Origin of the sequence: Erythrobacter westpacificensis (assembly GCF_039542285.1) — a bacterium.
Classification (GTDB): domain Bacteria; phylum Pseudomonadota; class Alphaproteobacteria; order Sphingomonadales; family Sphingomonadaceae; genus Alteraurantiacibacter; species Alteraurantiacibacter westpacificensis.
Genome location: NZ_BAABHV010000008.1, coordinates 1 through 23,950, shown reverse-complemented (window position 1 = coordinate 23,950; position 23,950 = coordinate 1). Strand labels below are relative to the sequence as shown.

Below are 23,950 nucleotides of genomic sequence, written 5' to 3'. Positions count from 1 at the left end.
AGAAGGAACAGATGGACCAGCAATTCTACCGCATGAAGCGCCTCCCGCCCTATGTCATCGCCGAAGTCAACGCGATGCGAGCGGCCGCGCGTGCGGAGGGGCGCGACATCATCGACCTGGGAATGGGCAACCCGGACCAGCCGCCGCCGCAGCACGTGATCGACAAGCTGTGCGAGGTGGCCCAGAATCCCGATGCCCACGGCTATTCCCAGTCCAAGGGCATCCCCGGACTGCGCAAGGCCCAGGCAAATTACTACGAGCGGCGCTTCGGCGTTGAACTCGATCCCGACAACGAAGTGGTCGTGACGCTAGGCTCCAAGGAAGGACTCGCCAGCCTCGCCACCGCCATCACCGCGCCGGGCGACACCATTCTTGCGCCCAACCCCAGCTACCCAATCCATACGTTCGGCTTCATTATCGCCGGCGCCTCGATCCGGTCGGTACCGACCACGCCGGACGAGAAATACTGGGAGGCGCTGGAAGCGGCGATGAATTTCACCGTTCCGCGCCCGACCATCCTGGTGGTGAATTTCCCGTCGAACCCGACGGCGGAAGTGGTCGATCTCGATTTCTACAAGAAGCTCGTCGACTGGGCGAAATTCCACAAGGTCTGGATCCTGTCTGACCTCGCCTATTCCGAACTCTACTACGACGGCAAGCCGACGCCTTCCATCCTTCAGGTGCCGGGCGCGAAGGACGTGGCAGTGGAATTCACCAGCCTTTCCAAAACCTTCGGAATGGCCGGCTGGAGGATCGGTTTTGCGGTCGGCAACCAGACACTGATCTCCGCGCTCGCCCGCGTGAAGAGCTATATCGACTACGGTGCGTTCACGCCGATCCAGGCCGCGGCCTGCGCCGCGCTGAACGGTCCGCAGGACTTCGTGGAGAAGAACCGCGAGATGTATCACAAGCGGCGCGACGTGATGGTGGAAGCCTTCGGCCGCGCCGGATGGGAAATCCCCGCGCCGCCTGCCAGCATGTTTGCTTGGGCTCCCCTGCCGCCAGCCTTGAAGGACATGGGCAGCCTGGAATTTTCCAAGCAACTGCTCACCAAGGCGGAAGTCGCCGTGGCGCCTGGTGTGGGCTATGGTGAGGACGGTGAAGGCTACGTTCGTATCGCGATGGTCGAGAACGAACAGCGCCTGCGCCAGGCGGCACGCAATGTGAAACGCTATTTCCAGGAAATGGGCGTCAACACTTCGGGGAATTGACGCGCACGGGGGGCGTGACTGCGGACAGCGACTGCGGGCTGACACGCAATTGCCTTCGGTGGCCGATGCTGCTGCCTTGCATCGCAGGCTGGTAGGATAGGGCAACAATGGCCAATTTCGGCTGGATCGCGGGCGAGGCGGTGCCTCCGTCGCAGTGGGACTTGCGCCGAATCGGTTGGACCCTTTGCGGCGGGCGCGGAAAACGGCGCGCAGAATGCCGTCACGTCCTCGTTTGCGACACCCGCAAGCTGTCCCCCTCGCAGCGTCATGCTCTCGCCAGGTCGGACCGGCCCGCCTGGCGGCTGATCCTGCTGGGGGTGGAAAACCCCTCCGAACGCGCGGCGCTGATATCGCTGGGATGTGCGGAAGCCTTATCGGCGGACACCGGTCTGCATGAACTGGCAGCCCGATCACGCCGCGTGGCCGAGATGTTCGGCATGTTGCCCCGCTGGCGCGATGTGGGATCGCTGACGCTGGACCTGTTCCATCGAGATGCGAGACAGGGCAACCGCTGGCTGGGCCTTCACCCGCGCGAATTCGGCGTCCTGTGGAGACTGGCCGACGCGCCGGGCGAGCGGGTGACGCGCAGGCAACTGATCGCCGACGTGTGGCGGCTCAATCACGAACCGGAGACGAACAGCGTGGAAGTGCATGTTTCGCGCCTGCGCGCGAAACTGGCGAGCGCGGAATGCGACGACTACGTGCAGACCGCGCCCGAAGGCGGTTATCGCCTCACCAAACCGCAGCCCTTCATGCTCGCGCCGCGTGTCCCGCAGGCGGATGCGCTGGACGATTATCTGCGCGATCTTGGCTGGGCGGAAGAAGACGCCTGAGAATCTAGGCAAATCGGGGGCTGGCGCGCGGCTCACTTGCAGTTTAGGCTGCCCCGGACAAAATCAATCTTGGGGAGAAGATTGCAATGGCGAGCACGCCCGAAAATGGCGGTGGACGCACTCTGGACGTGGCGAGCTTCCTTGGCGAGGTGCGCCGCACGCGGTTCTCGCTTGGCGGGCGCAGCGTTACGCTGCCGTTCAACGGCTTCCAACTGCGAATCCTGATCCTGTGCAGCCTCGTCACCTTCTTCGACGGGCAGGATTTCACCGCTCTGCCCTACGCCCTGCCCTATATCCGGGACGAATGGGGTATCAGCGACGACATGACCGCCTACGTCACCATGGCGGCCTTCGTCGGGCAGATGGTGGGATCATTGTTCGGCGCCTATCTCGGTGACGTTTTCGGGCGGCGTCCCGTGATCATCACCTGCACCGTGGCCAGCGCAATCCTCACCACGCTGGTGGGTTTCGCGTCCACGCCGGAAATGCTGATCGTGCTGCGCTTCATCTCCGGCCTTGCCATCGGCGGCCTGCTTGCACCCGTCTGGGCACTGAGCATCGAATCCATGCCCAAGGCCATGCGATCGACCTCGGTCACGATTATCATGCTGGGCTTCAGCTTCGGTGCCTCTTCCGCCGCGCCCATCGCCAACTGGACGGCGCCCTACCTCGGCTGGGAAGGCATCTTCTGGGTCTGCGGCGCAATGACCGGGGTTTTCTCGATCATGTTGATCTTCATGCTGCCGGAAAGCACCCGCTGGATGGTGGCGAAGGAACGGCCGCGCGCGCAGATCGTCCCCATGCTCTCGCGGCTGGACCCCGCTTTCGAAGCGCAGGCTTACGAGCGCTTCGAACTCAGCGACGAACGCAAGGCTACCACAAGCGAGAACCCCATCCTCAAGTTCCGCGAGCTGTTCGTTGGTGCGCTCTTTATCGTCACGCCTCTGATCTGGCTTGCCTACTTCTTCTCCAGCATCGCGATCTACCTGAAGAATGCCTATGGCGTGCTGTTCATGGAGGCGCTGGGCATAGCCCGTACGGATGCCGCATGGCTGGCCGCGGCCAGCGGCATGGTGGGGGCGATCGGCGGCGTGCTGCTACTGGCCCTGACAGAAAAGCGGGGCCCCGGCTGGATTGCCATCGCGCCGTTGATCGGCATCCCGCTCGTGCTGCTGGTTGGCTTCGGTTTCGTCTCGGGCGGCCCGTCGCTGGCCGCGCTGCTGCTGATTGGCGCGATCTTCGTGGGCGCCGGCCACGCCGCCGTTATCTCCATCACCAGTATTTATTACCCCAGCGCAGTGCGCAGCTTCGGCGGCGGCTGGGCCAGCTTCATGGCAAAGTTCGGCGCCGTCGCAGCCCCGTGGATCGGCGCGACCGCTGGCTTCCTGCAAGGAGCACGAGGCGCGCGCGAAGGCTATATCTTCACCGCCGGATGCCTTGCCGGGATCGTCGTCTGCATCCTGCTCCTGGCTTACTTCGCGCGCAGCCTGCAACAGTCCCAATCCTCCGCAACTGCACAACCTGCCGAATAGGAACCGATCAATGGTCAAATTGCGTAGCCTCGATGCCAACAATCCCGGTCGCCGCGCCAACTGGAAGGCGCTGGGCCTGTCGAAAGAGGACATGGAGAAGCCCAAGATCGCGGTGGTGAATTCCAGCAGCGAGCTTGCGATCTGCTACGCCCACCTCGATGGCATTGCGAAGATGGTGAAGGAGGAAATCCGCGCCGCAGGCGGCGTCCCGTTCGAGGTGCGCACGGCAGCCCCGTCGGATTTCATCACCGGCGCCAACAAATCGGGCAGCTACATTCTTGCCGGGCGGGACATCATCGCCAACGATATCGAGGTGCAGGTGGAAGCCGCGATGCTGGACGGGATGATCTGCCTGACCAGTTGCGACAAGACGCCGCCGGGCCACCTGATGGCGGCCGCGCGGCTGAACATTCCCACGATCCTGGTGATCGGCGGCTACCAGCAGGCGGGCGAGATCGACGGCGAGCCGGTGGACGTGGAAGACGTGTGGTCCGGCCAGGTCGGCGCAATCTTTGGCAAGGAGCCCAAATTCCCCATCCCCGACATGGCCGAGAACGCCATCCGCGGACCCGGCGTATGCGCCGGGATGGCGACGGCGAACACCATGCATTCGGTCGTCGAAGCGCTGGGCATGTGCCTGCCAGGCAATGCTCCTGTTCGCGGTAACAGCCCCAAGATGCAGGCGAACGCTCGCGCCGCCGGAAGGCGGATCGTGGAGATGGTATGGGAAGACCTGCGCCCCCGCCAGATCCTTACGCCCGAGGCTTTCCGCAACGCCGTCGCCACCCTGCTGGCGGTTGGTGGGTCGATCAACGCGATCAAACACCTGCAGGCAACGGCCATCGAGGCAGAGAACGGCGTCGACGTTTTTGCCCTCATGGAAGAATTCAGCGACGTGCCCTTGCTCTCCCCCGTCCGGCCCACTGGCGACGTGCGGATCGAGCAGTTCGAGGATGCAGGCGGGGCGCGGGCCGTCCTGAAACGCCTGGAGCCTCGCATCTGTCCCGAAGCGCTCACCTGCACGGGCAAGACACTTGGCGAGAATCTGGCCGATTACGAAATCGAAGGGCCGGACATCATCCAGCCGCTCGATCAGCCGTTCAGCGAAGGTCCAACCATCGCCATCCTGTCGGGAACCATGGCCGATACGGCCGTCGTGCGCCTCGGCATCCGCGATGGCAGCAGGCCGGAAGAATTCACCGGCACCGCACGCGTGTTCGAAGATACGAAGGAGTGCATGGCCGCGATCGAGGCGGGGGATATCAAGGACGGCGATGTCGTTATCGCCCGAAATCAGGGCCTGAGAGGAGGCCCCGCCATGGGCGGCGGCGCATCGCTCATTCTCTTCGCGCTGGATGCGGCCGGTCTTGCCAAGACCACCGCGTTCGTGACCGACGGGCAGCTTTCCGGCCTGTGCCTGAAGGGCCTGACAGTGGCCGAGGTTTCGCCCGAAGCAGCAGAGGACGGCGCGCCGATCGGCCTCGTGCGCGATGGTGATACCGTGCGCGTATCGGTGAAGGACCGAAGCCTCGATCTCGATGTGCTACCCGAGGAACTAGCCAGGCGCACCGGGCCCGGCATACGCATCGAGGCGTCCGGCTACCTCAGCAATTTTCGCGAGAGCGTGCGCCCCATGCGAACGGGCGGCGTACTGGTGCCGGAGAAGAAGTGACGCGCTCCGGCTAGGCGCCCAGCAGGCCCCTCAGCCGCTCCAGCACCGTTTCGTGCAGCGGAGCTTCGAAGGCGATTCCGGCTTTTCCGTCCTCCGCCCAGACTAGTTCTGCCGGCAGGGCGGAAAGGCCGGGAAGGGTTACAAGCACGCGCTCGCCAGGACGGGCGGCGGACCCGCGAAAGTCTACCATGCAGCCACCGGCGGATACATCCAGAACCTCCAGGTCGACGGAGCCGCCGGTTCGCGCGCGCACTTTCACAAGCACCACCTTCGCCCCGTTACGCTCCATCAATCCTGCCGCCATCTGAAATCCGTCTCTTCGTGTGAACGGCAAGACTAGGCGGAAGCTGTTTACCGGAACGTTACCGTGACCGGCAGGAAAGCGGACATTTTTCTAAGGGTTCGCAGCGGGGCCTTATTGCGCCGGGACACTCTCGGAATGCCGCATGGCAGCCACTGCGTCATCGTCATGCAGATGGGCGCCCTGCTGGCGCAGCACCTTGCGAATGGCATCCACATCTACCTCGCGCGGTTGCACCCCCTGGTCTGCCGCCAGGGCTGCACCCACGCCAGCCGCCTGCCCGGTCAGCCAGCATTGCGGGATTTCGCGCATGAAGCCGTGGCTGTTGGCATCGCAACTGATGTGCCGTCCGCCCACCAGGAGGCCGTCAAGGGTGCGCGGTACGAGCGAGCCATAGCCGACCGAGACCACGGGGAACTTGGGGCTGAGCGACGGTGAAACACCGATCTCGTCGGGCAGTGGGTCGGACTCCGCCCAGTGACTGCGCAACACCTTGCCCACACCTGCCAGCCGCCGCGTGTGGCGCACGCCCAGTTGGCTGGCGCTTTGCAGGGAATAGACGTTCTCGAAGCCCGGCGCGTGGCGGCGGAAGAACTGGCAGTGCCCCTCCATCAGCCGGTGGCTGCGAATTTCCACTTCGGTCTGATCGTCCACATCCAGCGCGGAAAGCCCGCTCTGGCGGGGACCAAGGAACAGTGCGATATCGGGCCGCCAGCTGACATATGGCGTCTGGAAGTAGCCCAGCTCCTCGCGCCCACGCTCCATGAATTGGCGAAGCTCGTCGGGATGGTGGACTTTCCAGTCGATCCAGCGGTCCATGTCCACTCCGCCCAGCACCCACCCGGTGTTCATCGAGTGGTGGACATCGCCTTCCTCGATATCGTCCTCGTACTCGGCGCCGGCGCGGGCGAACATGTCCCCATCGCCGGTGGTGTCGATCACCACTTTCGCCATCAGCGCGTGGCGACCCATCTTGCTTTCGAAGATCGCACCCTTGGCCTTCCCGTCCTCCACCAGCGGACGCGCAGCCCAGGCGTGGAAGACAATGCGGACGCCCGCCTCCAGCAGCATTTCCTGGTTGTTGAGCTTCATCCGTTCGGGATCCAGCGTGGGTGCCCATTGCACGATGCCGTGGAAAGCCGTGGTTCGCTGCCCCCAGTATCCAGCCTTGACTGGATCGGCGCTGCCCCAATCCTCTCGCGGAGGCCCCGCCACGCCTTCGGGCGGCATGCGGTCGATGAAGTGGCGGGCATAGCCCTGGATTACGTGGTTGCCCTGCCAATCGGTCATGCGGTCGATCCACATGACGAGGCCGCCCGTGGAAAGCCCGCCGAGGCAATTGTACCGCTCCAGCAGGCACACGTCCGCCCCCGCCTTGGCCGCAGCCCAGGCCGCAGCGCAGCCGGCCGGGCCGCCGCCAATCACAGCCACGTCGCACTTGTGATAGATGTCGATGTCACGAGCGTCTTCCCGCACCGTTCCGCTCCCGTTGGGCGGGGGCAGGTTACGGCTGTCGCTGGAAAAGACGTCGGAGCCGAGGAAGCGTTCTTCCTTGTGCCCCTCGATCCGCTGCATTTTCGGCTTGTCGTCGGCCACGGGCTAATCCTTCCATCTGGAACGTGAGGCTGTGCCTAGACTACACTTGTTGACTTCGTCCAGACCGACGCTGGACCGTATTCGCCAAGAAACCGTTGCACATGGGGAAACGACTCGCTACTTGCCGCGGCTCCGGCCCGATGGCGGAGTGGTTACGCAGAGGACTGCAAATCCTTGCACGCCGGTTCGATTCCGGCTCGGGCCTCCACCTTCCCCGCAGTTCCCCGTTGCCCAACGGCGATGGCGGCACTAAGGGGCAGCGCTGGATCGCCGCTTTAGCTCAGTTGGTAGAGCACATCATTCGTAATGATGGGGTCACAGGTTCGAGTCCTGTAAGCGGCACCACAGCATTTCCGCGGGTTTGAGCGCTATTCGCGCATTTTGCGTATAGGCCCTAATCGGCGCTAGCAATCACATAGATAGCACGAAGAGCACTTTCCGAAACTCGAACTGGATGTTTCGACATTCCAAAAGCCCCTCAACAGGCCAAATGCCGACCACTGAAGTAATTGGAGGTTCCGTCGGGTGTCGCTGCGACCCACGATATTGGCACTCTTGAACGGCCGGTAAGTCTATTATCGCTCCCCCGCCTTGGGGAATGTGACTTTTGGATAATCGCAACTGATGTGAGCGGAACGGGCGACGCGCTTCGCGAAATTTGAAATCTTCGTATAGATATCAAAGAATGACTTTAGGTAATCCTGTCCAGAGTAGTACTTTTCCTGATCGGAAATCAGATAAGTAAGAAGCGGATAGCTTCTATCCCCGCACTCTATCACTTTGTACCGAAGGCAATCCCTTTCCCCTCCCGACCCAATTGGCTCTCGATGGAGGTGAAGGTTCCGGAAGTGGGTAAGCTGCAAAGCCCACGGATCTGCACTTTGGTCCGAATAGCTTGGTGGGGTTTTTCTATAGCAGCGGGCTTTGAAGCTCTTGCCAGTCCCCCCATCCCAATCAGTCCAGCCTTCCGCCAGATCGTCGTCGCCCTCAAGAAAGGCAGGCGGGACAAAAGGGACAATAGGGACGTTAGGCATTGCGGCGACTACCCGACTTCCTGATAATCACTCGAAGGATTCGGTTGTCGTCGCCCATCAGCCCGCTCTCGGCTTCATATGCTGCGACTGCTTCCGCCTCTGTCTGGCCTAGATGCTGAATGACGCGGTTCCACGGCTTGAAATTGGCGTCTTTCCACGCAGGCAGCCTTTTCCCACCTAGCGGGTCTTCCAATGCTTGCACCCGGTTTCTCAAGCTGCGCATTGCTCGGGCCTTGGGCTTACCGGCTGCCAGATTATGACCAACTGGCCGGGCAGGCGCGGCCCGTGCTCTGCCTCATAGCGAGCGATTGCTTCCGCCGTAGTTTCGCCTGCTTGGCGCAGCACCCAGATCGCAGGACCGCGAAAGACGCCCCGAGCGCCTTCCAGTGCGGCGACCCGCTTGCTCATGCTTGTAGAAGCCATGCCTTTACCTCCGCTGATAGGTTGGGATCATTTGCCACCGCCACGGGATCGAAGGGCAAGGCTTCCGTTTCCTCCCGATCCGCTTGCGCATTCTCGGCTGGCGTGAGTGTAATGCCCAGCCAGCGGCGTGCAGATTGAGACAGGGCAGCGTGAGGTCGCACCTGCTCCAGCTTTTCGACACGACCCTTCAATCTCATTGCTTGGCCTCAAGTGCTGCAATGCGCGCTTCCAGTTCCCCGCTCTCCACAAGCTGCTTGTGCGCTGTCAGCAAGGCCATGACGCGTCCGGCTTCATCGGGGGTCACTTCCCCGGCAGCGACCGCAGCCAGCAGCGCAGCCGACGCCTTCGCCGCGTCCTCGATTGTCTCAATGGGCGGAAGTTTAAACTCGATTGGCGTGTCCTTCCGTGGCGGCGCGATACGATCCAGACACAGGCGCAGCGCAGGCCCGTCGCCCGTTAGAGCGAGGTCGATAGCCTTGCGCGTTAGGCTCTCGGCTTCCCCGTCCAGCAGTTCCCGAACCGCCATCGTCGTCTTGTTTAGCGAACCCGGCTTGCGCCCGCCCAGCGCATTGCCCGGAGCAAATGTCCCGTCCGTTTTCCGCCCGCTATTTTTCGGTGCCTTCGCCATCAGTTCAACCTCGCCCCAGCTGGGAGAGGTGGCAAACCGTTCATCCTGGCACCGGGCGGCAAGGCTGGGAGGTCTGAAGGAATCTCCCCGCGTTCAGGCAAGGAATAGGACATATCGTCCAGCACACCCCGCGCCGTTGCCCTTGCTTCCCGGATCGCGTCGCTAGCAGCCTTGTGGCGCTGCTTGTCCGTCATGTGTTCCCATTGCGGCGAGGCGATCTCACCGAGCAGGGCGTTATAGGTCAGGCGACCTGCAATCTCCGAGTAGCGGTCATATTCCTGCGGCGTGTAGTCCACCCTTTCGCCGTCTTCAGTGTATTGCCGACCGGGCGCGCTAACGCTCTTTCCGATGCGCAGCATTTCCGAAACAACAGGATCGTCCTGCGCCTGCGATTGCCAGAACGGCGACACCATGTCCGGGCCGAGGCTGTCAAATTCGATAGGCTCCCCGAACACATCGCGGCGCGGCATGAGATCGCTGGACATACCCGGCACGCGGGCCTGTATTGCATCGCCTACTGTTTCACGCTCACGCGATACCGGATCGATCACTCTCGCCACACCAGCGACACCAGCGGGGACGGCAAAGGCCCCAGCCGTGCGCTGCAACCAATTGTCGGCATACCGACCCGGATCGCTCAAGCCTTCGACGAAAGCAGACACACCAGACAGCCAAGTCTTGCTGGCAAGGTTCCCCATGATCGAGGCCACCAGCATTGTCGCCTTATCGTCCTGTTGCCGTTCTGTCAGGTTCTCCGGCAGCGTCGCCATGTCCGCTGCGACGCCTATCGTGGTGGAGAATGGATCTAGGCGAGAATAGGAAATCCAGCGGTCGCCTACCCGGATCGAGTAGGGTTGCCAGCCGTCCGCATACATCAACCGAGCTTTCGCAGGGTCAGGCGGCGCGGCTCCAGTAATTCGGCCATCAAGCGCCGCTTCATACATGACAGCGGCAAAGCCAGTGCCGAGCAGCATCTTTGCAACGGCCAAGTCCCGGCGCTCACCACCTGCCCGGAAGTCTGCCCGCCATTCTTTCAGCAGCGGCGCGGCAATGGAGCGTTCCGTTGCAAACTTAAGCAGATTGATAGGCGTGCGGACAAAGGGGACAATCACCTTCGCCGGAAGGTTGGTCGCGGTAATGCGAGACACCGACGAACCGAACTCGCCCAGCTTGGTCTGGAACGTGAGATATTTCCCGTAATCCAACGAACGTTGCAGCATTTCATCGGTCGGGTTCGCGCTCAATTCGGCAACGCGTGCGTCCCACGCATCGCCCTTTAAGCCCTCACGGCTGGCAATGCGTGCGGCCTGCCCGTTCAATTCCATTCGGCGCGCAACGCCTTTGAAGAACTGATCTTCCGCCGTGAGCAGGCGCGTAGGCACCCGGATCACTTCGCCCTTCAGTCCCCTGATAGCGTTGTATTGGTCGCCTTCCACCTTGCTCGAAAAGTCGTCAGGCTCACCAGAGCGAAGGGCGCGCGCAAACAAGCGGGCCCCTTCCTTGGCCCCCTGAATTAGACCGATCGAACGCGCCCCGACTTCGCTTGCCCGGATTGACTCTTTCGCCCGATCCCCCATCACAGCGCGGCGCGCAGCACCGATAGCCGCCCCGGTCGCATATTCGGGAATCTGCGCCATAGAGGTGAGCGTGTTGCTCACCATGTTGACCACGTGCGTAGGCGGATTGGAGAGCAGCATATTGATGTAGAGCTCTGAAATTTTGTCGCGCCATTTGGGCTTCGCTGCCTGCTCGACAAAGGCGTTGAATTTGCCCGGTGACGTTTCCGCCGCCTCAAGAATGAGGTCCGCCGCTTCTGTCAGACGATCCGATCCGCCACCGCCACGAACAAGAGCGTCCAGCACATCGCCGCGCACTTCCCGGCTGTTCGCTGCCTGCCGGAATTGTTGCAGCACACGCCCCGCTTCCGCAGTCATGCCGGCCACTTGTTCCTGAATCGCTACGTGCCGCATCCACTTGTGACGAAACTCTGCCAACGCCTCGCTGCCGGGTTCATCGCCCATCTGCCGTATGCGGCGTGCAGCGTTCACCAGCTCGTTGCCAGACTTCGCCAAGATACGACGCGCGGCCAAGGCTTCCTCTGCATTGAACGCCTGCCCTTTGCGCCGCTTGAGCAGTTGGTCCGCCGTCATGTTCAGTTCGGATGCCAGGCGTTCTGTTTCGGCTTGGGTAATCCGCCCGCGTGTCGCAGCATCAAAGCCGCCCAACGCATTGTGGGAAGTCTTCAGAGCGCGGCGAATGTCCTGCGGTGTATCGAGGCGCGTAACGTCGATATTGCCCACGCGCTCAATCGCATCGGACGGCCATTCCTCATAGGCTTCAACAGGCGGAAAAGGCTGATCGCCCCCAGCCGCAACACTTCTGTCCGAATAAATCGGCACATTGCTTTCCGCCTGCTGCCGTTCGAGGTCTAGGCGTTCGGTCTGCCTGCCATAGTAGGCATCCAGTTCCGGGAAGTCGTCAACGTGGAAGCGGCGGCCGGAGCCGCCGTTATAGGTTTCCCCAAGCGCCTCCAGGAACGTGTTCACATCGGGCCGCTCTGCCAGTTCCGGGAAATAGCCTTCTTCCCAAGCGGCGAACGCAGCATCATCAAGCGTCATGCCATCGTCGGCCAGCATCGGTCCGAAGCGCATTTCCTGCCCGACGAAATCCATCCCCCGGCGCGGCGCGTTATTCAAGATTCCCAAGCTGGCGAGTTCGCCGTTTTCATCGCGCAGCCCACCACGCAGGCGCTGCCATCCGACAAGATCAATCGGACCAACCTTCGGCACATCGCGGCCCATGATGTTACGCACCGTGCGACGCTCAAGCGCCCCGCGTTCATCCGGTGCCGTGGCTTCGACATAGCGGCCCGCATCCACCTGCGCCGCTTCTTCTACCCCATCGACGCGATTGGAGGGGATTGGCAGAACGTCGCGGGGATTGACCATCTCTGCAATCTCCCGGCGCGCAGAATCATCTAGCGGCTGGTCGAGGCGTTGGGGCCGCGGAATGTCACTCTGAACGCTAGGCAGCGCATCCCCATCCATTGCCATCGGACGAACGTTGAGAGTTGCACCGGGGGGCAGCGGGGGCAGGTCAGACTGCACAAAGTCAGGGGCGTTGTTGTTCGCCGCTTCGCTTCCGGTTCCTTCAGCTACCCGGCGACCTGTCACCCGATCCGAAACAGAACGAGCACCACGCGCGACGAACGGCGCAGCCAGATCGAGGCCCTTAGCTAGAGCAGGGTCAGCAACAGCGCCCACCGCAGTCCCAATAGCTGCGCCCGTCAGCCGGTCCGCAAGCGTCCCGTCTGTGCCGAGGAAGCCAGCCCCGGCCCCATAGGCACCGCCATAGGTTGCTAGGTTCCGGGCACGCAGACCTTGAGAGTATGGGAGGACAAAGCCCGAAGTCAGCCCGCCAGCGATCCCGGTCGCCATCGAGGTACCCGGATAGCTCGCCTCGTCATAGCCTAGGATTGCGGCGTTCTGATCATTGTTATTGTGCCAAATGTCGGCAAAGCGGCGATCACTGTTGAAGATGTTTTCCCGCCCCCCAGTGCCGCCTAGCGTATCAACTACAGCGCCAGCCTCGCCCAGCCCCTCAAGAACGAAGCCGTCCACGAAGCTGCGCACGCCAGCGCCCGTCATACCGCCACCGCCATCAATCAGGGGGCGCGGAGCCTCGCGCTCGTAAAGCACCCTGTCACCAATGGGAGGTTCCCGGCCTTCCGCACGTTCCTTGTCGCGCCACGCCACCCAATCGCGGTTGCGGTCTTCATCGATGGTAAAACCGAGTTCGCGCGCGGTGGCCGCAATCTCGGCTGCCGAGCCGCTGCGCAGGATGCCTAGCCATTGGTCCCGCCCTTCCGGCGTCAGCCCCTCGAAAGGCGTTTCATTGAACCACGAATGCCCACGCACCTGCTGTTCGGGAAGCAGCTCGCGCCGTGTGCTCTCGCCTTCAAGATAGCGGCGTTCCTCTGCATTCATCGCCCGATATTCGGCAGGGTCCGGCGTCTGCACGCCATGCACACCCAGCCGATTGAGCCGTGCCAGCCGCTCTGCGCCTACATAGTCGAAGCGGCGTTCCGGGTCCGCCGACAGGTAATCTGGCGCAGCAAAAGCGTTGCCAAAGCGAAGCATGTCTTGGCCTACGTCCCTGCCATCGACCGTCACCGGAGCAACTGGACGTCCCCAGGACTCCATAGCGGTATCGCCCATGAGTGGCGTGCCCTGCGCCAGATATGCCGCCAAGGCATCGCGCGACACCTCCCCGACAGGCACACGCTCACCTTGCGGCGTCCAACCCGGTTGATCGAGTTCCGGCGCGTCGATGCCCCATAAACGCACATTGCCCCCATCCCTGCGGATTGTGTCGCCATCTACAGGCTCGCCCAACACAGGGCGAGAGCGTGCAGCGCGGTCGAAGCCAATGCCGCCCGTGTTAAGCTTAGCACCGCTAGGTAACGGCGGCAGACCGCCATTCAGTTTTGCACCGACCGGCAATGGAGGCAGGCGGCCGCTCACTCGGCTGGCACCCACTCACCGCCACGGACAACGAGCGTCTCGCCGTTCGCACCGGTCGCAGTAGGTTCACCAGCACGCACCACCGCACGGCCAAAGCCGCGTGCCCCGCTGGAAGTACTGCGCGAACGACCACCCGAGCGGGTAGGCGCGGAGCGGGCTTGAGGCGTGTTGCGAAGCTGGAGTCGATTGTTCTGACGCACGCCCTCCAGTCCAAGGCGATTGCCATATCTGTAGGCTTCTAGCGAGCGGTCGTTGCCTGTGCGGTGATCATCCAGGCTCATGTCGCGTTCGTGAGCAGACGGCCCCGAAGAGCGCAGAACGTAATCTTCCACAGCTTTGAAATACTCGGGCGTCCCCGGTTCAAGGCCTAGTTCCTGCGCATAGAGTTCGAAGTCTTCAGAGCCGTCGTAGATGGTTGTGGTGCTGTTGGTCTGTGGATCAAAGCGCAGCCGATCCCGCCCGATAGTAAACGGCGAAGAAGCTCGTAGGTCAGCATCGCGCTGCGCTTCGTAATCGTCGCGCTCCCATCCCAATAGCGTGTTCTCTGCATACCGTTCCTGTTCGGCACGCAGTCTGCGCTGATATTGCATGTTGTCGATGATGCGTTGCGCGCCTTCTTGATCGCCTGCAAGTGAGGCAAGGGCTGGCATCAGGATTGAGGCAATCCGTTGGAGGTCGCTGGGTTCACGCTGTTGCGGCATCAACCTAGCTCGCGCAGCCTCGTAGTCAAAACCGCCTTGCTGATTGGGGACAGGCCGACTTGCTGGAGCAGAGATTGCCATTGCCCCTTCTGGGGGCTTAGTCGATGCTGGCATGTTCCGCGCCTCATCGCCAATCGAGTGCGAAACATTGCCGAACAGACCGAGCGGTTGCTTCTGCATCGCCATCGGATTGGGTAACAAGCCCCGGCCAACGGCAGGCACGGGGGGCGCTGCAAGTAGGTTCTTTTTAGGAAGCTTGGACGCGCTCAGCATTGGTTCTCTCCAGTAATCTGGCGCTGCAATTCCTTCGCTTGCGCCATCAGTTCAGGTGTCATTTGCTCGGCAAGCCCTGGCAGCATGTCCGAGGCGTAATCACTGCCAGCATCAGCCGCGATTGCGAGGCGCGCGATAGCTTCCGCGACCGGCGCGCATGTGGAATCTTCTCCCTCCAGCATGCACATCATCGAGGTAATCGATATGAAATGACCTTGGTCTTGCGTCTCGCCATGAGCAGCGGCCATCCTGGCGAACAAGGCCGCTTCAATCAGGCAAACCATGGGATCGGCTTTGCTATCGGGATTGACGGCTTCCAATGCGGCACGGTGGGCAAGTTCTCGCTGTGCTTGGAGGTCGCCTCTAGCGGCCATGGCGAGCAGTCCGAACGCAGTAGGTTCTTTAGGCACGGTGCTCTCCTAATGGATCGAGGGAGCAAAACTGTTCAACGCCGTGCCGAAGTCGGCAGCGATGAAGCTGGCCAGCACTGCCCAGCCATCAGGGGAGCGAAGCAGCGGAAGCATGCTGTCGGGGATGGTGCAGAGCGCGTTGAAAACGTCGCCTTCGAGGACGCCCAGCCGCTCGGCCAGATCGCGGGCAAGCACCTGTGCCCCGCGAAAGGTGAAGTCATCGACTAATGGCGCAGTGCGAAGCGCCTCGCCCAGTATTTCACCGAGCGAAGGTTCGGGCCGCAAGGATGCGGTGGCGGTCAAAGCCCCACCCGATCACGCGCCATGCTGCGGAGATATTCGGAGACGGAGCAACCCGCCTCCTGCGCCCGCGAATAAAGGGCGGCAGCGAGGACGGGACTTGCCCGGAACGTGATGTGTTCCGTGTTCATGTGTCGGCCTTTCTGTCATCACGACGATAGGTGCCGCGTCAGTAACACATCGAAACGAAAAAGTCAACCTCGCTTGAGGTTTTAGGGACCTCCGTGAATGGCTTTCGCGTACTGGGGGTAGAACTTGGGGCTCGTGGTGCTATTTCACAGCTTCGCCCCAAACTTGCTAGCTTAGGTTGCCTTGCCCGATGAACGACGACCCTTTCCTTGTATCCAGAGACGGAGAGGTATGGGCGTGTTGGTTGAATGGGCGTCCAGCCGTGAACCTTGGCAGCGAGCAAAATTTCTGGGTGGTCGCGGAAAAATTGTTCAACGAGCTTCATCCTCACAAAAAACCACCGGTGTCCGAGGCTCAGTCAGCTCTATCCCCCAATGCGGAGCACGCCTCAGTTCAACAGGACGGTGCGCAGGCGGAGCGAGACGAACCAAGGTTCGATGTGACCTTGATCGGACGGATGTATGGCTCTCATGGCAGCCGCGAAGTGACTATTTTCGACCTCTCGACGCGCGGATGCAGAGTGGAAGACCTCTCCCATGCAAAACCGGGGTCAATAGTGACAATCAAGATTGGAACCGTTGGACCCATTGGAGCCGTTATCAGGTGGCGGCGTCAGAATTTTGTGGGCCTCAAATTCGAGAACCCGCTTCATCCCGCCGTGCTGGAGAATATCCGCACGGAGCACAGCCTACGATGATCGCATAGGCTGTCCGCGATATCATTCCCCCGCAGAAAACCTTACCTCTCAGGACCTCTCTACCGCGAAACCTTTTTGTTCACGAGTTGCCGCTACTCCAGAGCGCAAAAGTCGGAGTTGCAGAATGGATAGAGGGTTTGCGATAACACTTGCAGTGCATGTGGTGATGCTTTCAGCGGTGATCCTGTATGCCTAGCGCCGATTGCGCCCGAAACCGATTTGTTTCAAAGATTTGTTAATCGAATCGCGGCATTACGGTTCTGGGGCGTCGATCCCCCAGGTCCACCTGGTTCCCCTGTTCTTCATCGGCGCCCCACCCCCGCAGCCAAGAATTTCCGCTTGCGCATTCGTTCCCTGTTCGTTCATGGCGGGGCATGAGCAAAGACCTAGCCCACCGCGTCCAAAACGCTTTCGACAGGTGCAAGGCTTTCCCCGAGGCCGGGGTTCATAACGGTCTATTTCAGGTGAGAGGCGAGGCGTATCTTGCGCTGATCGAGTTGCGCAACCTGTGCCCTGAAATTGTCCTGGCCTTACGAGAGCAAGACGGGCGCTAAAACAAAAGCGCGAGCGGAGGCACGATCAAAAGGAAGCTGGCGAGACCGAGTGTAAGGGCAGTGCCCGCAGCGGCATTGCGCAGCGTGATATTGGTGTGAGCGGATTGAAAACCGTGTTTTTCAAGCGCAGATGCAGCGCGCAACCATGCCACAGTTGTTATCGCTCCAAGGATGCCAACCAGCGCCCAAACAGGCGTCAAGCCATCCCCGAATTGCATCAATAATAGCTAGGAACAGGAGCGACCTTAGCCGCCTTCGCCCGCTTCTCGGCCTTACGGAGGAGCGCGCGCTTGGAGGCGCTACGTCGCCCGCCCTTGTTGCGGCGCGCGTCAACAGCCTCCGCCCCTTCATCGAGGCCGAGCGCAGCCTTGCGCGCCTTTACGCCTGCAAGGTAGCTGTTGAGTTCAAGCGTCTTCATCAGTCTCTAGATAGTCCCAAAAGGGCCGGATTGCCAGACTCTTCCAAAATTCGGCGCACCAGATACTTAACATCTAAATCCTGCGCAATCGTATAGAGCGCCCTCGCTTGCTCCAACATGGACGCATCACCTTGCGAAACTTCATGCTGCCCCAGACGATCCGCAATAATGTCCTCCACGGCTGGAAGCACCACCGTAGAGCCTTCACGAACCCGCATCTGTAGGCAACGACCTTTATCGCCTCGACCATCAAAATAGCGTCCAGAGACCTGCTCCACAACGTATCGCGGCTGGGAAGGATGGAACCAGCCACCATCACCATGACCGGCCAGTTTGTCATGCTCGAAACCCGCGCCCTCCATCGCCTCGGTGAACGCAATATCGTTCGCGGCCAGAACGTCGAAGTCCGCCGACATGAACTCTCCATCTGTCAAAACAGCAGCCGCCGCGCCACCAACTAGAACTGCCCGCACACCGGTCGCAGTTTCGTATGCAGCAAACGCCTCGCCCAGCTTGGCAAGGGTATCGGTGTAATCATCGGGGAGCGCCATTATTCAGGCACCGTCGCGCCGATTCTGCCGCCGCGCTTGGAGAAGGTCGCACCAGCATCGGACAACGCCCCTTCAATCTTATCGCGCGTGTCTTCCGAAACACTTTCGCCAGCCTCAAGCCGCCGCAACGTGATGTAGTGAACACCCGCCCGCGAAGCCAATTCCTGCGGCGATAGGCCAAGGCCGACCCGCGCCATCTTGCATTGCTTTCCATTCATAGGTGATAGAAATATAACAGAGGGGCTTGACTGTCAATCTGTACGGCTGTTAGAAAACTATCAGCCAAGGCATGAGGCCGAGGCGCGGCGAGCGGAAGCTACTACCTTTCCACCCGCCGCTAATCGAAACCCTACTAGCGAGGGCACGACTATGGACACCCTACCCAAAGACGAGACCGCAACCAATCCCGACGAGTTCGATATCCTCTTCGCCGCATTGAAGCACGCCAAAGCTAAATGGGATATGGCGCTCTATGCCCCTGACAACGTGGGTAACGACCTGCCGCAGGAGGTAAGCGATCAGCTTTGCCAAGCTAATTGCGACGCCCTGAACGCCTTCCTGCTTCACCCCGCCAAGGACAGCCGCGAATTGCTCATCAAGCTTCGCGTCTTTCGGGATGAGGAAATCGTGCAAGGTTGGTGGCTGGCACCCCAGATTGTCGAGCAATTGGTTTGCGATGCGCAGACCGCAGCATTTCCGGGAGTGCGAGCATGACTGACCGCCGTAACTTCATCACCGGGAGCGCCGTCGCAGCGGCCTCCCTTACCATCCCCGGCAAAGCTATTGCGGCAGATGCAGACGCAGGCATTCTCGAAGCATGGGAACGCTGGGTTGCAGCCCGCACCGCAATCAATGTGCTTCCGGTTTCCTATGACGAGTGGGACACCCGGGAGGAAAATCGCCTGTGGCAGTTAGTCGATAAGGCAGAGGAAGACATACGCAGAGCCAAGGCAGCAACGAAGGATGGAGCAGCCATCCAGCTTTGGATTGCACTGGCTCACTCGCTGGAAACGCTTCGGCAGGACGAGCTGATTGCTACACGCAACCTTGCCGCCTTCGAGCAGGACGACCCGGACTTTGATTGGAATGTCCGCCTGTTGCTCGCCGCACTCCGTTCGCTGGAGGCGTGAACATGGCGACACAACCAAACGCGGGAGGGGCGCAAGCCCTCCCCCCTCTCACCCTTATCGGTCAGGCTATCCCGCACCTTTCCCGCGATGCGCTGGAATCTCTCGCGGAAAGACTGATTGACCACCTGGACCAGTTGGACGCCCCAGCGGAGGACATGGAAGACGACGACCCAGCCGGGCAATGCGACGAGGATGAAAGCAACACAGGCTCCAACACCTTCGCAATGCACGGCAGGGTGTATGTGGGGCCGGGCTGTGAAATATCCGACGCTGGCGAGTGGGCTGGCCGCTAATTCCAACTTTGCCACACCGATAGGGGCCGCGCCAGTGATGGTTGCGGCCCCTTTTATTTGTCCGACAGTGAATGAAGGTGCTTCCCAAAGGCGCGCCACCAATTGTCCGATCTGATAAGAGGTTGGGGCGTCGATGAAGATCAGGGGGAGCCAGGGAAACCTGGGGTATCGACGCCCCGCAGCCTGCGTAACTTCAAATAGTTACTGAGGCGCTTACGCCCGCCAATTTCTCGGGAGTGGAAGGCGAAGGCGCACCTTACGGGTCGAGTGGAAAGCACGCCTTCTCATTGCTCTTTATCGACCTTCTCCGGAAACTCAATTGGATCAAAGGCTATCATCACGGGCAGCTAGTCTCCACCACGCGGGTAAGTCAGGATAGGCACCAGCGGCATACGTGAACCTGACCCCATAGGTTCGCCAACTTGCCCGCCCGCCTTCCATCACAAGCGCACGGCTGTTTTCCAATTGGTCAATCAGACCGCCGCGCCGCTCATAGCCGACGCGCAGCCCGAACACATCGCCAGTGCCCCAGCCATCACGCGCAGCCTGTTCCCCGTAGTTACCGAGCCACCACAGCGATTGCTCATGCAGGCGCTTCCAACGGGCCGGATCAATTCCCCCGCGCGGCTGGCACGGATCGACCTGGGTCAACGCCCGAGACCAATCCCTCGCAAGACTATCGGCAACCACCCTTGGGACATTAGGGACGTTAGGGACAATAGGTGCCGGAAGGGGGCTTTTGTCCCTATTGTCCCTATTGTCCCGGCCCTGCTGGACGCTTTCAGCATATTCACGCCAGCCCATCATGCAGCCCCATGCACAGCCGGATTGACGAGATAATCTAGGCGCTGCCTTCCGGGCGTCTCTCCATCCCTCGAAAGGTCAGGCATCAACCACCCAGCATCGACAAGATATTCCACGGTCGCGTTCATCACTTCGCTAGACCGAAGGCCGGGAAGGCTTGTCTTGTGAGGGGCGCGCTTCAATGTCCGCAGGTTGATCCTATCGAAGCCTCGCTTGACGATATAGCGGGCGAGGATCGAAGCGTTGCGCTCCACCTTCGGCAATGCCGCGTCCCCATAGACACGCTCCGACATTGGCTTGGCGTAATCGTCCACCCATTCAGCCGCAGCGATAAGGGACTCCGCCGACACTTCGCGCGGCTCTGCATCGCCATCCCATGCCCACGCCATCAACTCGGACACCAGCGCCAGCCGCAGAACCGTGCCATCCATTTTCCCGACAAAGGATTTGAACAGCGCCGAGGCGTCGTCATCAAGCGCGGCATTGTCCTGTTGCCAGCGCTCGAAAATATCGGCCGCATGGTCGGAAAGGGGCAGCGTGATATGCGATTGCCTTCCTTCGCTATCCTGTCCCCACGAAAGGCCATCGAGACGACGATAGACTCCTTCAAGCGCCCCCATGTCGGCAGCTTGCCGGGGACGACGCACCACGCCCAGCTTGTCAGGCCACGCCCACAGGAACCGGGCAACAAGGCCATCGTCAGGGGACGACAGCAGCGCATCGGCCAACTTGGCAGGTTGTATGCCTCCGCAGACAGTGATTCCGTTGAAGGGAACAATAATCGGCCCCTTGGCAGAAGTCTTGCGATCAATCGTGTAAGGCCGACCGCCATAGGCTTCTAGCCAGAACTCCCGATCCCCACCGGAGCTATAGCGATTGAAGGAACTGAACCATCCGGCCAATTCATCACGGAAATGCAGTGTTCCTTGCGGATTACCCTCCAGGATCGCCCCGACCGCTTCCGGCGTTGCGTCCATTATGACCGTGCGACGACGCACAGGTTCTTGCGGTTCCTCTGCATCATCCGGCATCGGCGGCGAAGGCAGGCCATCTTTGACGGCCTTCGCCAGCTTGTCCTGCCAGTTCTTCTTTGCAGCCTTCGCGCACTCTGTCCGCTCCTGCCAATTCCGAATTGCGGACTGGTGGCTTTCGGCATGGTCACGCTCGATTGCCCGGAGAGGTTCCGTCACCACATCGAGAGCCGGGGATTTGCGCGAGCTGGGATCACCAACCACGCCGACCCACAAGATGCAGGGTTCAGACCAAGGCGATGTTGCGTAAGGGCGAACACGGCGTTTTCCGCCGATCAGGCTGGCGCAGGACGACAGGAAAGCAAGCGCAGGATAATCGGGCGGCGTGCTGGTGCCTTCCGCAATATCTGCCAGCAGGGAGAAGGCTTCACCGAACAGGCCTGTAGGCATCGGCACAGGCGACCGACGCCCAGCGTTCAGCACCGACATATCTGGTACCGACCAGATGTTGATCCGTTCGCCTTCATCGAAGCGCGATTGTATTGATTGAGCCGTCATTGCGCGGCCTCCATAAGTTCTGAATTGAAGTCCTTGTGTCCCTCGCGCGGAAAGAACGTCCGCACGGTAAGGCCACGTTGAGCGAAGGCGCTGGCAGCTTTGGCTACCGCCGAGCGCCCGGAGGCGTCATTGTCGCCCCCGATAGCCACTTGCTGCACTTCGGCAGGGAAACGCAGCTTAGGCAGCATCACATCGCCAGTGACAGCCCACACAGGGCGGGACAGGCATTGCAGCAGCGTCAGCCCTTCCTCCGGCCCAGCAACGGCCACCAGTTCGCCGCCATCGAGGGGGGCCAGTCGGATCGCACCGCCACCGACCGGGCCGAGCGATAGCTTGGCTTTCGGAACGTCAGCCTTCCCTCTGCCATTGGGAGCCAGATAGACCCTTTGAATGCCCTGCAACGGGCCTTCCGGCGACGACACGCAGCAGACGAGGCAAGGCAGGTCCGGGCCGCTCTTTCCGTAAGGAAGTACTGCGAAACGCAGGGAGGGCGGCGGTTCAATCGTGATACCGCGCCAGCGCAAGTAGGTTTCGGCTGGCGTGCCGTCGACAGATCCAGCGGCGCGCCAAATCGCCAAGGCTTCGTCCGAACGGTCGTTTGTGTCATTCGCAGGCAGGGGTGGAAGCGACACCGAGGGCAATTCACCTTCACCCAGCAGCGCCGCAGCTTCACGCAGACCGACACCGTGCCACGCCTGGACAAAATCCAGCACGTCGCCGCCAGCACCGCACCCGAAGCAATAGAAGCGTTCGCCGCCACTGTAGATGGTGAATGAAGGCGTGCGTTCGTGATGTAACGGACAGCAGCACTTCCATTCACTCCCAGCCCGCCTAAGCTTCGCCCCGGCACCCACCACCACATCGGGGAGCGGGTATTGAGCGCGGATTGCATCGAGGTCGAGCGGCTGGAATTGCTGCCGGGTGCCACGATAGACCCTTTGATTGAAGTCCATCATACCGACACCCTCCCAAGGCGGCTGGCACCCTTGCGGTTCGGATATTCCGGCAGCTTATCGAGGGCGAACAGGAGGGCGCGCTTTTCGTTGCCCAGCATGAAGCGGTGCAGGATTGCGAAGCTACTGCCGCTCGCGCTTTCGTGGACGACTTCAATCGCCTTGTCGTTCGCCTCTACGTGGATAAGGCCACGGCCCTCTAGATCGCCCAGTCCATCCGGCAGGTCGAGGACACAGCGAAGGGGACGCAGTGCGACGAAGGCCCGCGCATGATCCACGGCCAGGTCATACGGTCGCGGCAGACAGAGGGGATCAGGCCCGCTCTTTGGCGACCATGACACCGCAGACCAGCCATTACCGAAAGGGGCAACGGAAACGTGCGTCAGACCACAGCGCACAGCGGTTGGCCGTGCGGCCTCTATTGCGGCTTGCGTTGGCTTGAAGGGAGAGTTCATGCCTGCCCTCCATTCCAACGTGCTGCCAAGGCGTTCGGCTTGCGAACCACCTGTTGCCGCCAGATGCTTTCCGCTTCGCGCTTGCTGATCCGGCGATTACCCTGGATCACTTCGCGCCCAGCGTTGAAGCGACGGACCGAGGCCAGCAATTGATTGCCAAAAAGACGAACAGACGCTATATCTTGCGCCTCGATTGCAAGCCCGCCAAGGATGCGTTCGATTTGGGGGTCGCGCACGCTAAGCGTGTTGCGGCCCCTGCGCTTTTCAGGGAGCGTTCCCCTTGCGAGAGCGCCCATTATTCACACCGCTTCCGATGTGGAATTGCGAACGTGTTCAGCTAACCACGCATCAGTCATTTCTGGGTCGTAACGGACCAAGCGGCCAAGCTTGAGAAATGGAGGTCCGTCGCCTTTGCACCGCTGGTTCGCTAGTGTTTTCGGGGCAAGCCCAATTCGGGCAGCTTCCTGCTCTTCTGTATGTAGTTTTTTCACCATGCATCTCCGTCCGGCCCATCACCATAATGGACCTTCGGGAAGCATGATTATCAGCGGGGATTCGCTGGGATTTGAACCGTGCCAGAAATCAAGTTTCTCTCTGGAAACGCCGGTATTCGCCCCAGCAGGCTCGGACGCGCCGGGGACTAATCTGGACCTGATAGTACCAGGAGGCCCAGCGGGAGACGACCGCATACACGTAATCCCGAGTAGCATAGGACCGCAATTCAAGATCATAGCCGCGCGGCACATCATCGGGATCGGGATCACCGGAAAGTTTGCGGTTGGTTGCTAGACTGAAACCTAGGTCTTCTCTGGCTTCTTCTCCCTCATAGGAGTTCTCCCAATGGCGAAGTCCATCTCGCCGCAGGATCTCGAGGGACCTAGATTGCGCATCTCTCACCCCGCAATCAATCATAGCCTGATCGAACTTAGTGTCCGTCGTCAGAACATTTGGCACAACTCGCGGCGTAGATCAGCGGAGTGTGGGCCTCGTCTCGGATTGA

The 23,950-nt window shown here is 61.0% G+C and carries 26 protein-coding genes and 2 tRNA genes; 11 read left to right on the top strand and 17 right to left on the bottom strand.

Annotated features, from left to right (window positions below; all coding sequences use genetic code 11):
- The first annotated feature begins 11 nt into the window (after positions 1–11).
- The 4 genes from ABFX23_RS04250 (at position 12) to ABFX23_RS04235 (ending at position 5,248) form a co-directional block, all read left to right on the top strand.
- Positions 12–1,211, top strand: coding sequence for an LL-diaminopimelate aminotransferase (locus tag ABFX23_RS04250; RefSeq protein ID WP_346031876.1), 1,200 nt, complete (start codon positions 12–14; stop codon positions 1,209–1,211).
- 107 nt (positions 1,212–1,318) lie between these two features.
- Positions 1,319–2,044, top strand: a complete 726-nt coding sequence (locus ABFX23_RS04245) for a winged helix-turn-helix transcriptional regulator (RefSeq protein ID WP_346031875.1) — start codon at positions 1,319–1,321, stop codon at positions 2,042–2,044.
- Positions 2,045–2,130: 86 nt separating this feature from the next.
- Complete coding sequence (locus ABFX23_RS04240; protein WP_346031874.1) at positions 2,131–3,576, top strand: MFS transporter; 1,446 nt, start codon at positions 2,131–2,133, stop codon at positions 3,574–3,576.
- Positions 3,577–3,586: 10 nt separating this feature from the next.
- Positions 3,587–5,248 carry a dihydroxy-acid dehydratase domain-containing protein gene (locus ABFX23_RS04235; protein ID WP_346031873.1) on the top strand — a complete coding sequence of 554 codons (1,662 nt, stop codon included), beginning with the start codon at positions 3,587–3,589 and terminating at the stop codon, positions 5,246–5,248.
- Positions 5,249–5,258: 10 nt separating this feature from the next.
- Here ABFX23_RS04235 and ABFX23_RS04230 read toward each other — a convergent pair whose 3' ends face one another.
- Together ABFX23_RS04230 and ABFX23_RS04225 are read right to left on the bottom strand one after the other, a co-directional pair.
- A complete protein-coding gene (locus ABFX23_RS04230; RefSeq protein ID WP_346031872.1) occupies positions 5,259–5,552 on the bottom strand; it encodes a PilZ domain-containing protein in 294 nt (97 codons plus the stop codon).
- A gap of 111 nt (positions 5,553–5,663) precedes the next feature.
- Positions 5,664–7,145 (bottom strand): FAD-dependent oxidoreductase, encoded by a 1,482-nt coding sequence (locus ABFX23_RS04225; RefSeq protein WP_346031871.1) that lies wholly within the window; start codon positions 7,143–7,145, stop codon positions 5,664–5,666.
- A gap of 134 nt (positions 7,146–7,279) precedes the next feature.
- On the opposite strand from ABFX23_RS04225, the gene ABFX23_RS04220 reads away from it, so the two are divergent.
- Both ABFX23_RS04220 and ABFX23_RS04215 read left to right on the top strand, forming a co-directional pair.
- Positions 7,280–7,353, top strand: a tRNA-Cys gene (locus tag ABFX23_RS04220).
- 61 nt (positions 7,354–7,414) lie between these two features.
- Positions 7,415–7,490: transfer RNA gene (locus ABFX23_RS04215), tRNA-Thr, on the top strand.
- A gap of 899 nt (positions 7,491–8,389) precedes the next feature.
- Here ABFX23_RS04215 and ABFX23_RS04210 read toward each other — a convergent pair.
- The 7 genes from ABFX23_RS04210 to ABFX23_RS17740 all read right to left on the bottom strand — a co-directional run bounded on the left by ABFX23_RS04210 (position 8,390) and on the right by ABFX23_RS17740 (position 15,568).
- The gene (locus tag ABFX23_RS04210) at positions 8,390–8,602 is read right to left on the bottom strand and encodes a hypothetical protein (RefSeq protein WP_346031870.1); all 213 of its coding nucleotides are present in this window, start codon (positions 8,600–8,602) and stop codon (positions 8,390–8,392) included.
- 193 nt (positions 8,603–8,795) lie between these two features.
- Entirely contained in the window at positions 8,796–9,230 is a 435-nt protein-coding gene (locus ABFX23_RS04205) for a hypothetical protein (protein ID WP_346031869.1), read from the bottom strand.
- Positions 9,230–13,753, bottom strand: coding sequence for a thermonuclease family protein (locus ABFX23_RS04200; RefSeq protein ID WP_346031868.1), 4,524 nt, complete (start codon positions 13,751–13,753; stop codon positions 9,230–9,232). Before ABFX23_RS04200 ends, ABFX23_RS04205 begins: the two co-directional genes overlap by 1 nt.
- Positions 13,750–14,727 carry a hypothetical protein gene (locus tag ABFX23_RS04195; RefSeq protein WP_346031867.1) on the bottom strand — a complete coding sequence of 326 codons (978 nt, stop codon included), beginning with the start codon at positions 14,725–14,727 and terminating at the stop codon, positions 13,750–13,752. Before ABFX23_RS04195 ends, ABFX23_RS04200 begins: the two co-directional genes overlap by 4 nt.
- Positions 14,721–15,047, bottom strand: coding sequence for a hypothetical protein (locus ABFX23_RS04190; protein WP_346031866.1), 327 nt, complete (start codon positions 15,045–15,047; stop codon positions 14,721–14,723). Before ABFX23_RS04190 ends, ABFX23_RS04195 begins: the two co-directional genes overlap by 7 nt.
- Before the next feature lie 99 nt (positions 15,048–15,146).
- The gene (locus ABFX23_RS04185; protein ID WP_346031865.1) at positions 15,147–15,440 is read right to left on the bottom strand and encodes a hypothetical protein; all 294 of its coding nucleotides are present in this window, start codon (positions 15,438–15,440) and stop codon (positions 15,147–15,149) included.
- Positions 15,437–15,568 carry a plasmid mobilization protein gene (locus tag ABFX23_RS17740; RefSeq protein WP_428831644.1) on the bottom strand — a complete coding sequence of 44 codons (132 nt, stop codon included), beginning with the start codon at positions 15,566–15,568 and terminating at the stop codon, positions 15,437–15,439. Before ABFX23_RS17740 ends, ABFX23_RS04185 begins: the two co-directional genes overlap by 4 nt.
- A gap of 260 nt (positions 15,569–15,828) precedes the next feature.
- Here ABFX23_RS17740 and ABFX23_RS04180 point away from each other — a divergent pair, with 260 nt between their 5' ends.
- On the top strand, positions 15,829–16,263 hold the full coding sequence (locus ABFX23_RS04180) for a PilZ domain-containing protein (protein WP_346031864.1): 435 nt from the start codon (positions 15,829–15,831) through the stop codon (positions 16,261–16,263).
- 374 nt (positions 16,264–16,637) lie between these two features.
- Positions 16,638–16,817 (top strand): hypothetical protein, encoded by a 180-nt coding sequence (locus ABFX23_RS04175; protein ID WP_346031863.1) that lies wholly within the window; start codon positions 16,638–16,640, stop codon positions 16,815–16,817.
- 217 nt (positions 16,818–17,034) lie between these two features.
- On the opposite strand, the gene ABFX23_RS04170 is transcribed toward ABFX23_RS04175, so the two are convergent.
- Genes ABFX23_RS04170 through ABFX23_RS04160 form a run of 3 tightly spaced genes read right to left on the bottom strand, consistent with a single transcriptional unit; the run spans position 17,035 to position 18,004 of the window.
- A complete protein-coding gene (locus ABFX23_RS04170) occupies positions 17,035–17,235 on the bottom strand; it encodes a hypothetical protein (RefSeq protein ID WP_346031862.1) in 201 nt (66 codons plus the stop codon).
- On the bottom strand, positions 17,235–17,786 hold the full coding sequence (locus tag ABFX23_RS04165; RefSeq protein ID WP_346031861.1) for a hypothetical protein: 552 nt from the start codon (positions 17,784–17,786) through the stop codon (positions 17,235–17,237). The genes ABFX23_RS04170 and ABFX23_RS04165 overlap by 1 nt, the downstream gene beginning before the upstream one ends.
- Positions 17,786–18,004 (bottom strand): helix-turn-helix domain-containing protein, encoded by a 219-nt coding sequence (locus ABFX23_RS04160; RefSeq protein ID WP_346031860.1) that lies wholly within the window; start codon positions 18,002–18,004, stop codon positions 17,786–17,788. The genes ABFX23_RS04165 and ABFX23_RS04160 overlap by 1 nt, the downstream gene beginning before the upstream one ends.
- Before the next feature lie 151 nt (positions 18,005–18,155).
- On the opposite strand from ABFX23_RS04160, the gene ABFX23_RS04155 reads away from it, so the two are divergent.
- Genes ABFX23_RS04155 through ABFX23_RS04145 form a run of 3 tightly spaced genes read left to right on the top strand, consistent with a single transcriptional unit; the run spans position 18,156 to position 19,209 of the window.
- A complete protein-coding gene (locus ABFX23_RS04155; RefSeq protein WP_346031859.1) occupies positions 18,156–18,500 on the top strand; it encodes a hypothetical protein in 345 nt (114 codons plus the stop codon).
- Positions 18,497–18,916, top strand: coding sequence for a twin-arginine translocation signal domain-containing protein (locus ABFX23_RS04150; protein ID WP_346031858.1), 420 nt, complete (start codon positions 18,497–18,499; stop codon positions 18,914–18,916). Before ABFX23_RS04155 ends, ABFX23_RS04150 begins: the two co-directional genes overlap by 4 nt.
- Positions 18,917–18,918: 2 nt before the next feature.
- Entirely contained in the window at positions 18,919–19,209 is a 291-nt protein-coding gene (locus tag ABFX23_RS04145) for a hypothetical protein (RefSeq protein WP_346031857.1), read from the top strand.
- A gap of 324 nt (positions 19,210–19,533) precedes the next feature.
- On the opposite strand, the gene ABFX23_RS04140 is transcribed toward ABFX23_RS04145, so the two are convergent.
- The 5 genes from ABFX23_RS04140 to ABFX23_RS04120 form a co-directional block, all read right to left on the bottom strand.
- A complete protein-coding gene (locus tag ABFX23_RS04140; RefSeq protein WP_346031856.1) occupies positions 19,534–19,860 on the bottom strand; it encodes a hypothetical protein in 327 nt (108 codons plus the stop codon).
- 152 nt (positions 19,861–20,012) lie between these two features.
- Complete coding sequence (locus tag ABFX23_RS04135) at positions 20,013–21,542, bottom strand: YfjI family protein (RefSeq protein WP_346031855.1); 1,530 nt, start codon at positions 21,540–21,542, stop codon at positions 20,013–20,015.
- Positions 21,539–22,498, bottom strand: a complete 960-nt coding sequence (locus tag ABFX23_RS04130; RefSeq protein ID WP_346031854.1) for a DUF7146 domain-containing protein — start codon at positions 22,496–22,498, stop codon at positions 21,539–21,541. The genes ABFX23_RS04135 and ABFX23_RS04130 overlap by 4 nt, the downstream gene beginning before the upstream one ends.
- A complete protein-coding gene (locus tag ABFX23_RS04125) occupies positions 22,495–22,773 on the bottom strand; it encodes a hypothetical protein (RefSeq protein WP_346031853.1) in 279 nt (92 codons plus the stop codon). Before ABFX23_RS04125 ends, ABFX23_RS04130 begins: the two co-directional genes overlap by 4 nt.
- A 173-nt stretch (positions 22,774–22,946) precedes the next feature.
- Positions 22,947–23,246, bottom strand: coding sequence for a hypothetical protein (locus ABFX23_RS04120; RefSeq protein WP_346031852.1), 300 nt, complete (start codon positions 23,244–23,246; stop codon positions 22,947–22,949).
- Positions 23,247–23,950 lie beyond the last annotated feature (704 nt).

Coding starts and splice junctions, on each gene's coding strand:
- ABFX23_RS04250 (WP_346031876.1), top strand. CDS start 12: ATGGACCAGCAATTCTACCGCATGAAGCGCCTCCCGCCCTATGTCATC.
- ABFX23_RS04245 (WP_346031875.1), top strand. CDS start 1,319: ATGGCCAATTTCGGCTGGATCGCGGGCGAGGCGGTGCCTCCGTCGCAG.
- ABFX23_RS04240 (WP_346031874.1), top strand. CDS start 2,131: ATGGCGAGCACGCCCGAAAATGGCGGTGGACGCACTCTGGACGTGGCG.
- ABFX23_RS04235 (WP_346031873.1), top strand. CDS start 3,587: ATGGTCAAATTGCGTAGCCTCGATGCCAACAATCCCGGTCGCCGCGCC.
- ABFX23_RS04230 (WP_346031872.1), bottom strand. CDS start 5,552: ATGGCGGCAGGATTGATGGAGCGTAACGGGGCGAAGGTGGTGCTTGTG.
- ABFX23_RS04210 (WP_346031870.1), bottom strand. CDS start 8,602: ATGGCTTCTACAAGCATGAGCAAGCGGGTCGCCGCACTGGAAGGCGCT.
- ABFX23_RS04205 (WP_346031869.1), bottom strand. CDS start 9,230: ATGGCGAAGGCACCGAAAAATAGCGGGCGGAAAACGGACGGGACATTT.
- ABFX23_RS04195 (WP_346031867.1), bottom strand. CDS start 14,727: ATGCTGAGCGCGTCCAAGCTTCCTAAAAAGAACCTACTTGCAGCGCCC.
- ABFX23_RS17740 (WP_428831644.1), bottom strand. CDS start 15,568: ATGAACACGGAACACATCACGTTCCGGGCAAGTCCCGTCCTCGCTGCC.
- ABFX23_RS04175 (WP_346031863.1), top strand. CDS start 16,638: ATGAGCAAAGACCTAGCCCACCGCGTCCAAAACGCTTTCGACAGGTGC.
- ABFX23_RS04170 (WP_346031862.1), bottom strand. CDS start 17,235: ATGAAGACGCTTGAACTCAACAGCTACCTTGCAGGCGTAAAGGCGCGC.
- ABFX23_RS04165 (WP_346031861.1), bottom strand. CDS start 17,786: ATGGCGCTCCCCGATGATTACACCGATACCCTTGCCAAGCTGGGCGAG.
- ABFX23_RS04160 (WP_346031860.1), bottom strand. CDS start 18,004: ATGAATGGAAAGCAATGCAAGATGGCGCGGGTCGGCCTTGGCCTATCG.
- ABFX23_RS04155 (WP_346031859.1), top strand. CDS start 18,156: ATGGACACCCTACCCAAAGACGAGACCGCAACCAATCCCGACGAGTTC.
- ABFX23_RS04150 (WP_346031858.1), top strand. CDS start 18,497: ATGACTGACCGCCGTAACTTCATCACCGGGAGCGCCGTCGCAGCGGCC.
- ABFX23_RS04145 (WP_346031857.1), top strand. CDS start 18,919: ATGGCGACACAACCAAACGCGGGAGGGGCGCAAGCCCTCCCCCCTCTC.
- ABFX23_RS04135 (WP_346031855.1), bottom strand. CDS start 21,542: ATGACGGCTCAATCAATACAATCGCGCTTCGATGAAGGCGAACGGATC.
- ABFX23_RS04130 (WP_346031854.1), bottom strand. CDS start 22,498: ATGATGGACTTCAATCAAAGGGTCTATCGTGGCACCCGGCAGCAATTC.
- ABFX23_RS04120 (WP_346031852.1), bottom strand. CDS start 23,246: ATGGGCGCTCTCGCAAGGGGAACGCTCCCTGAAAAGCGCAGGGGCCGC.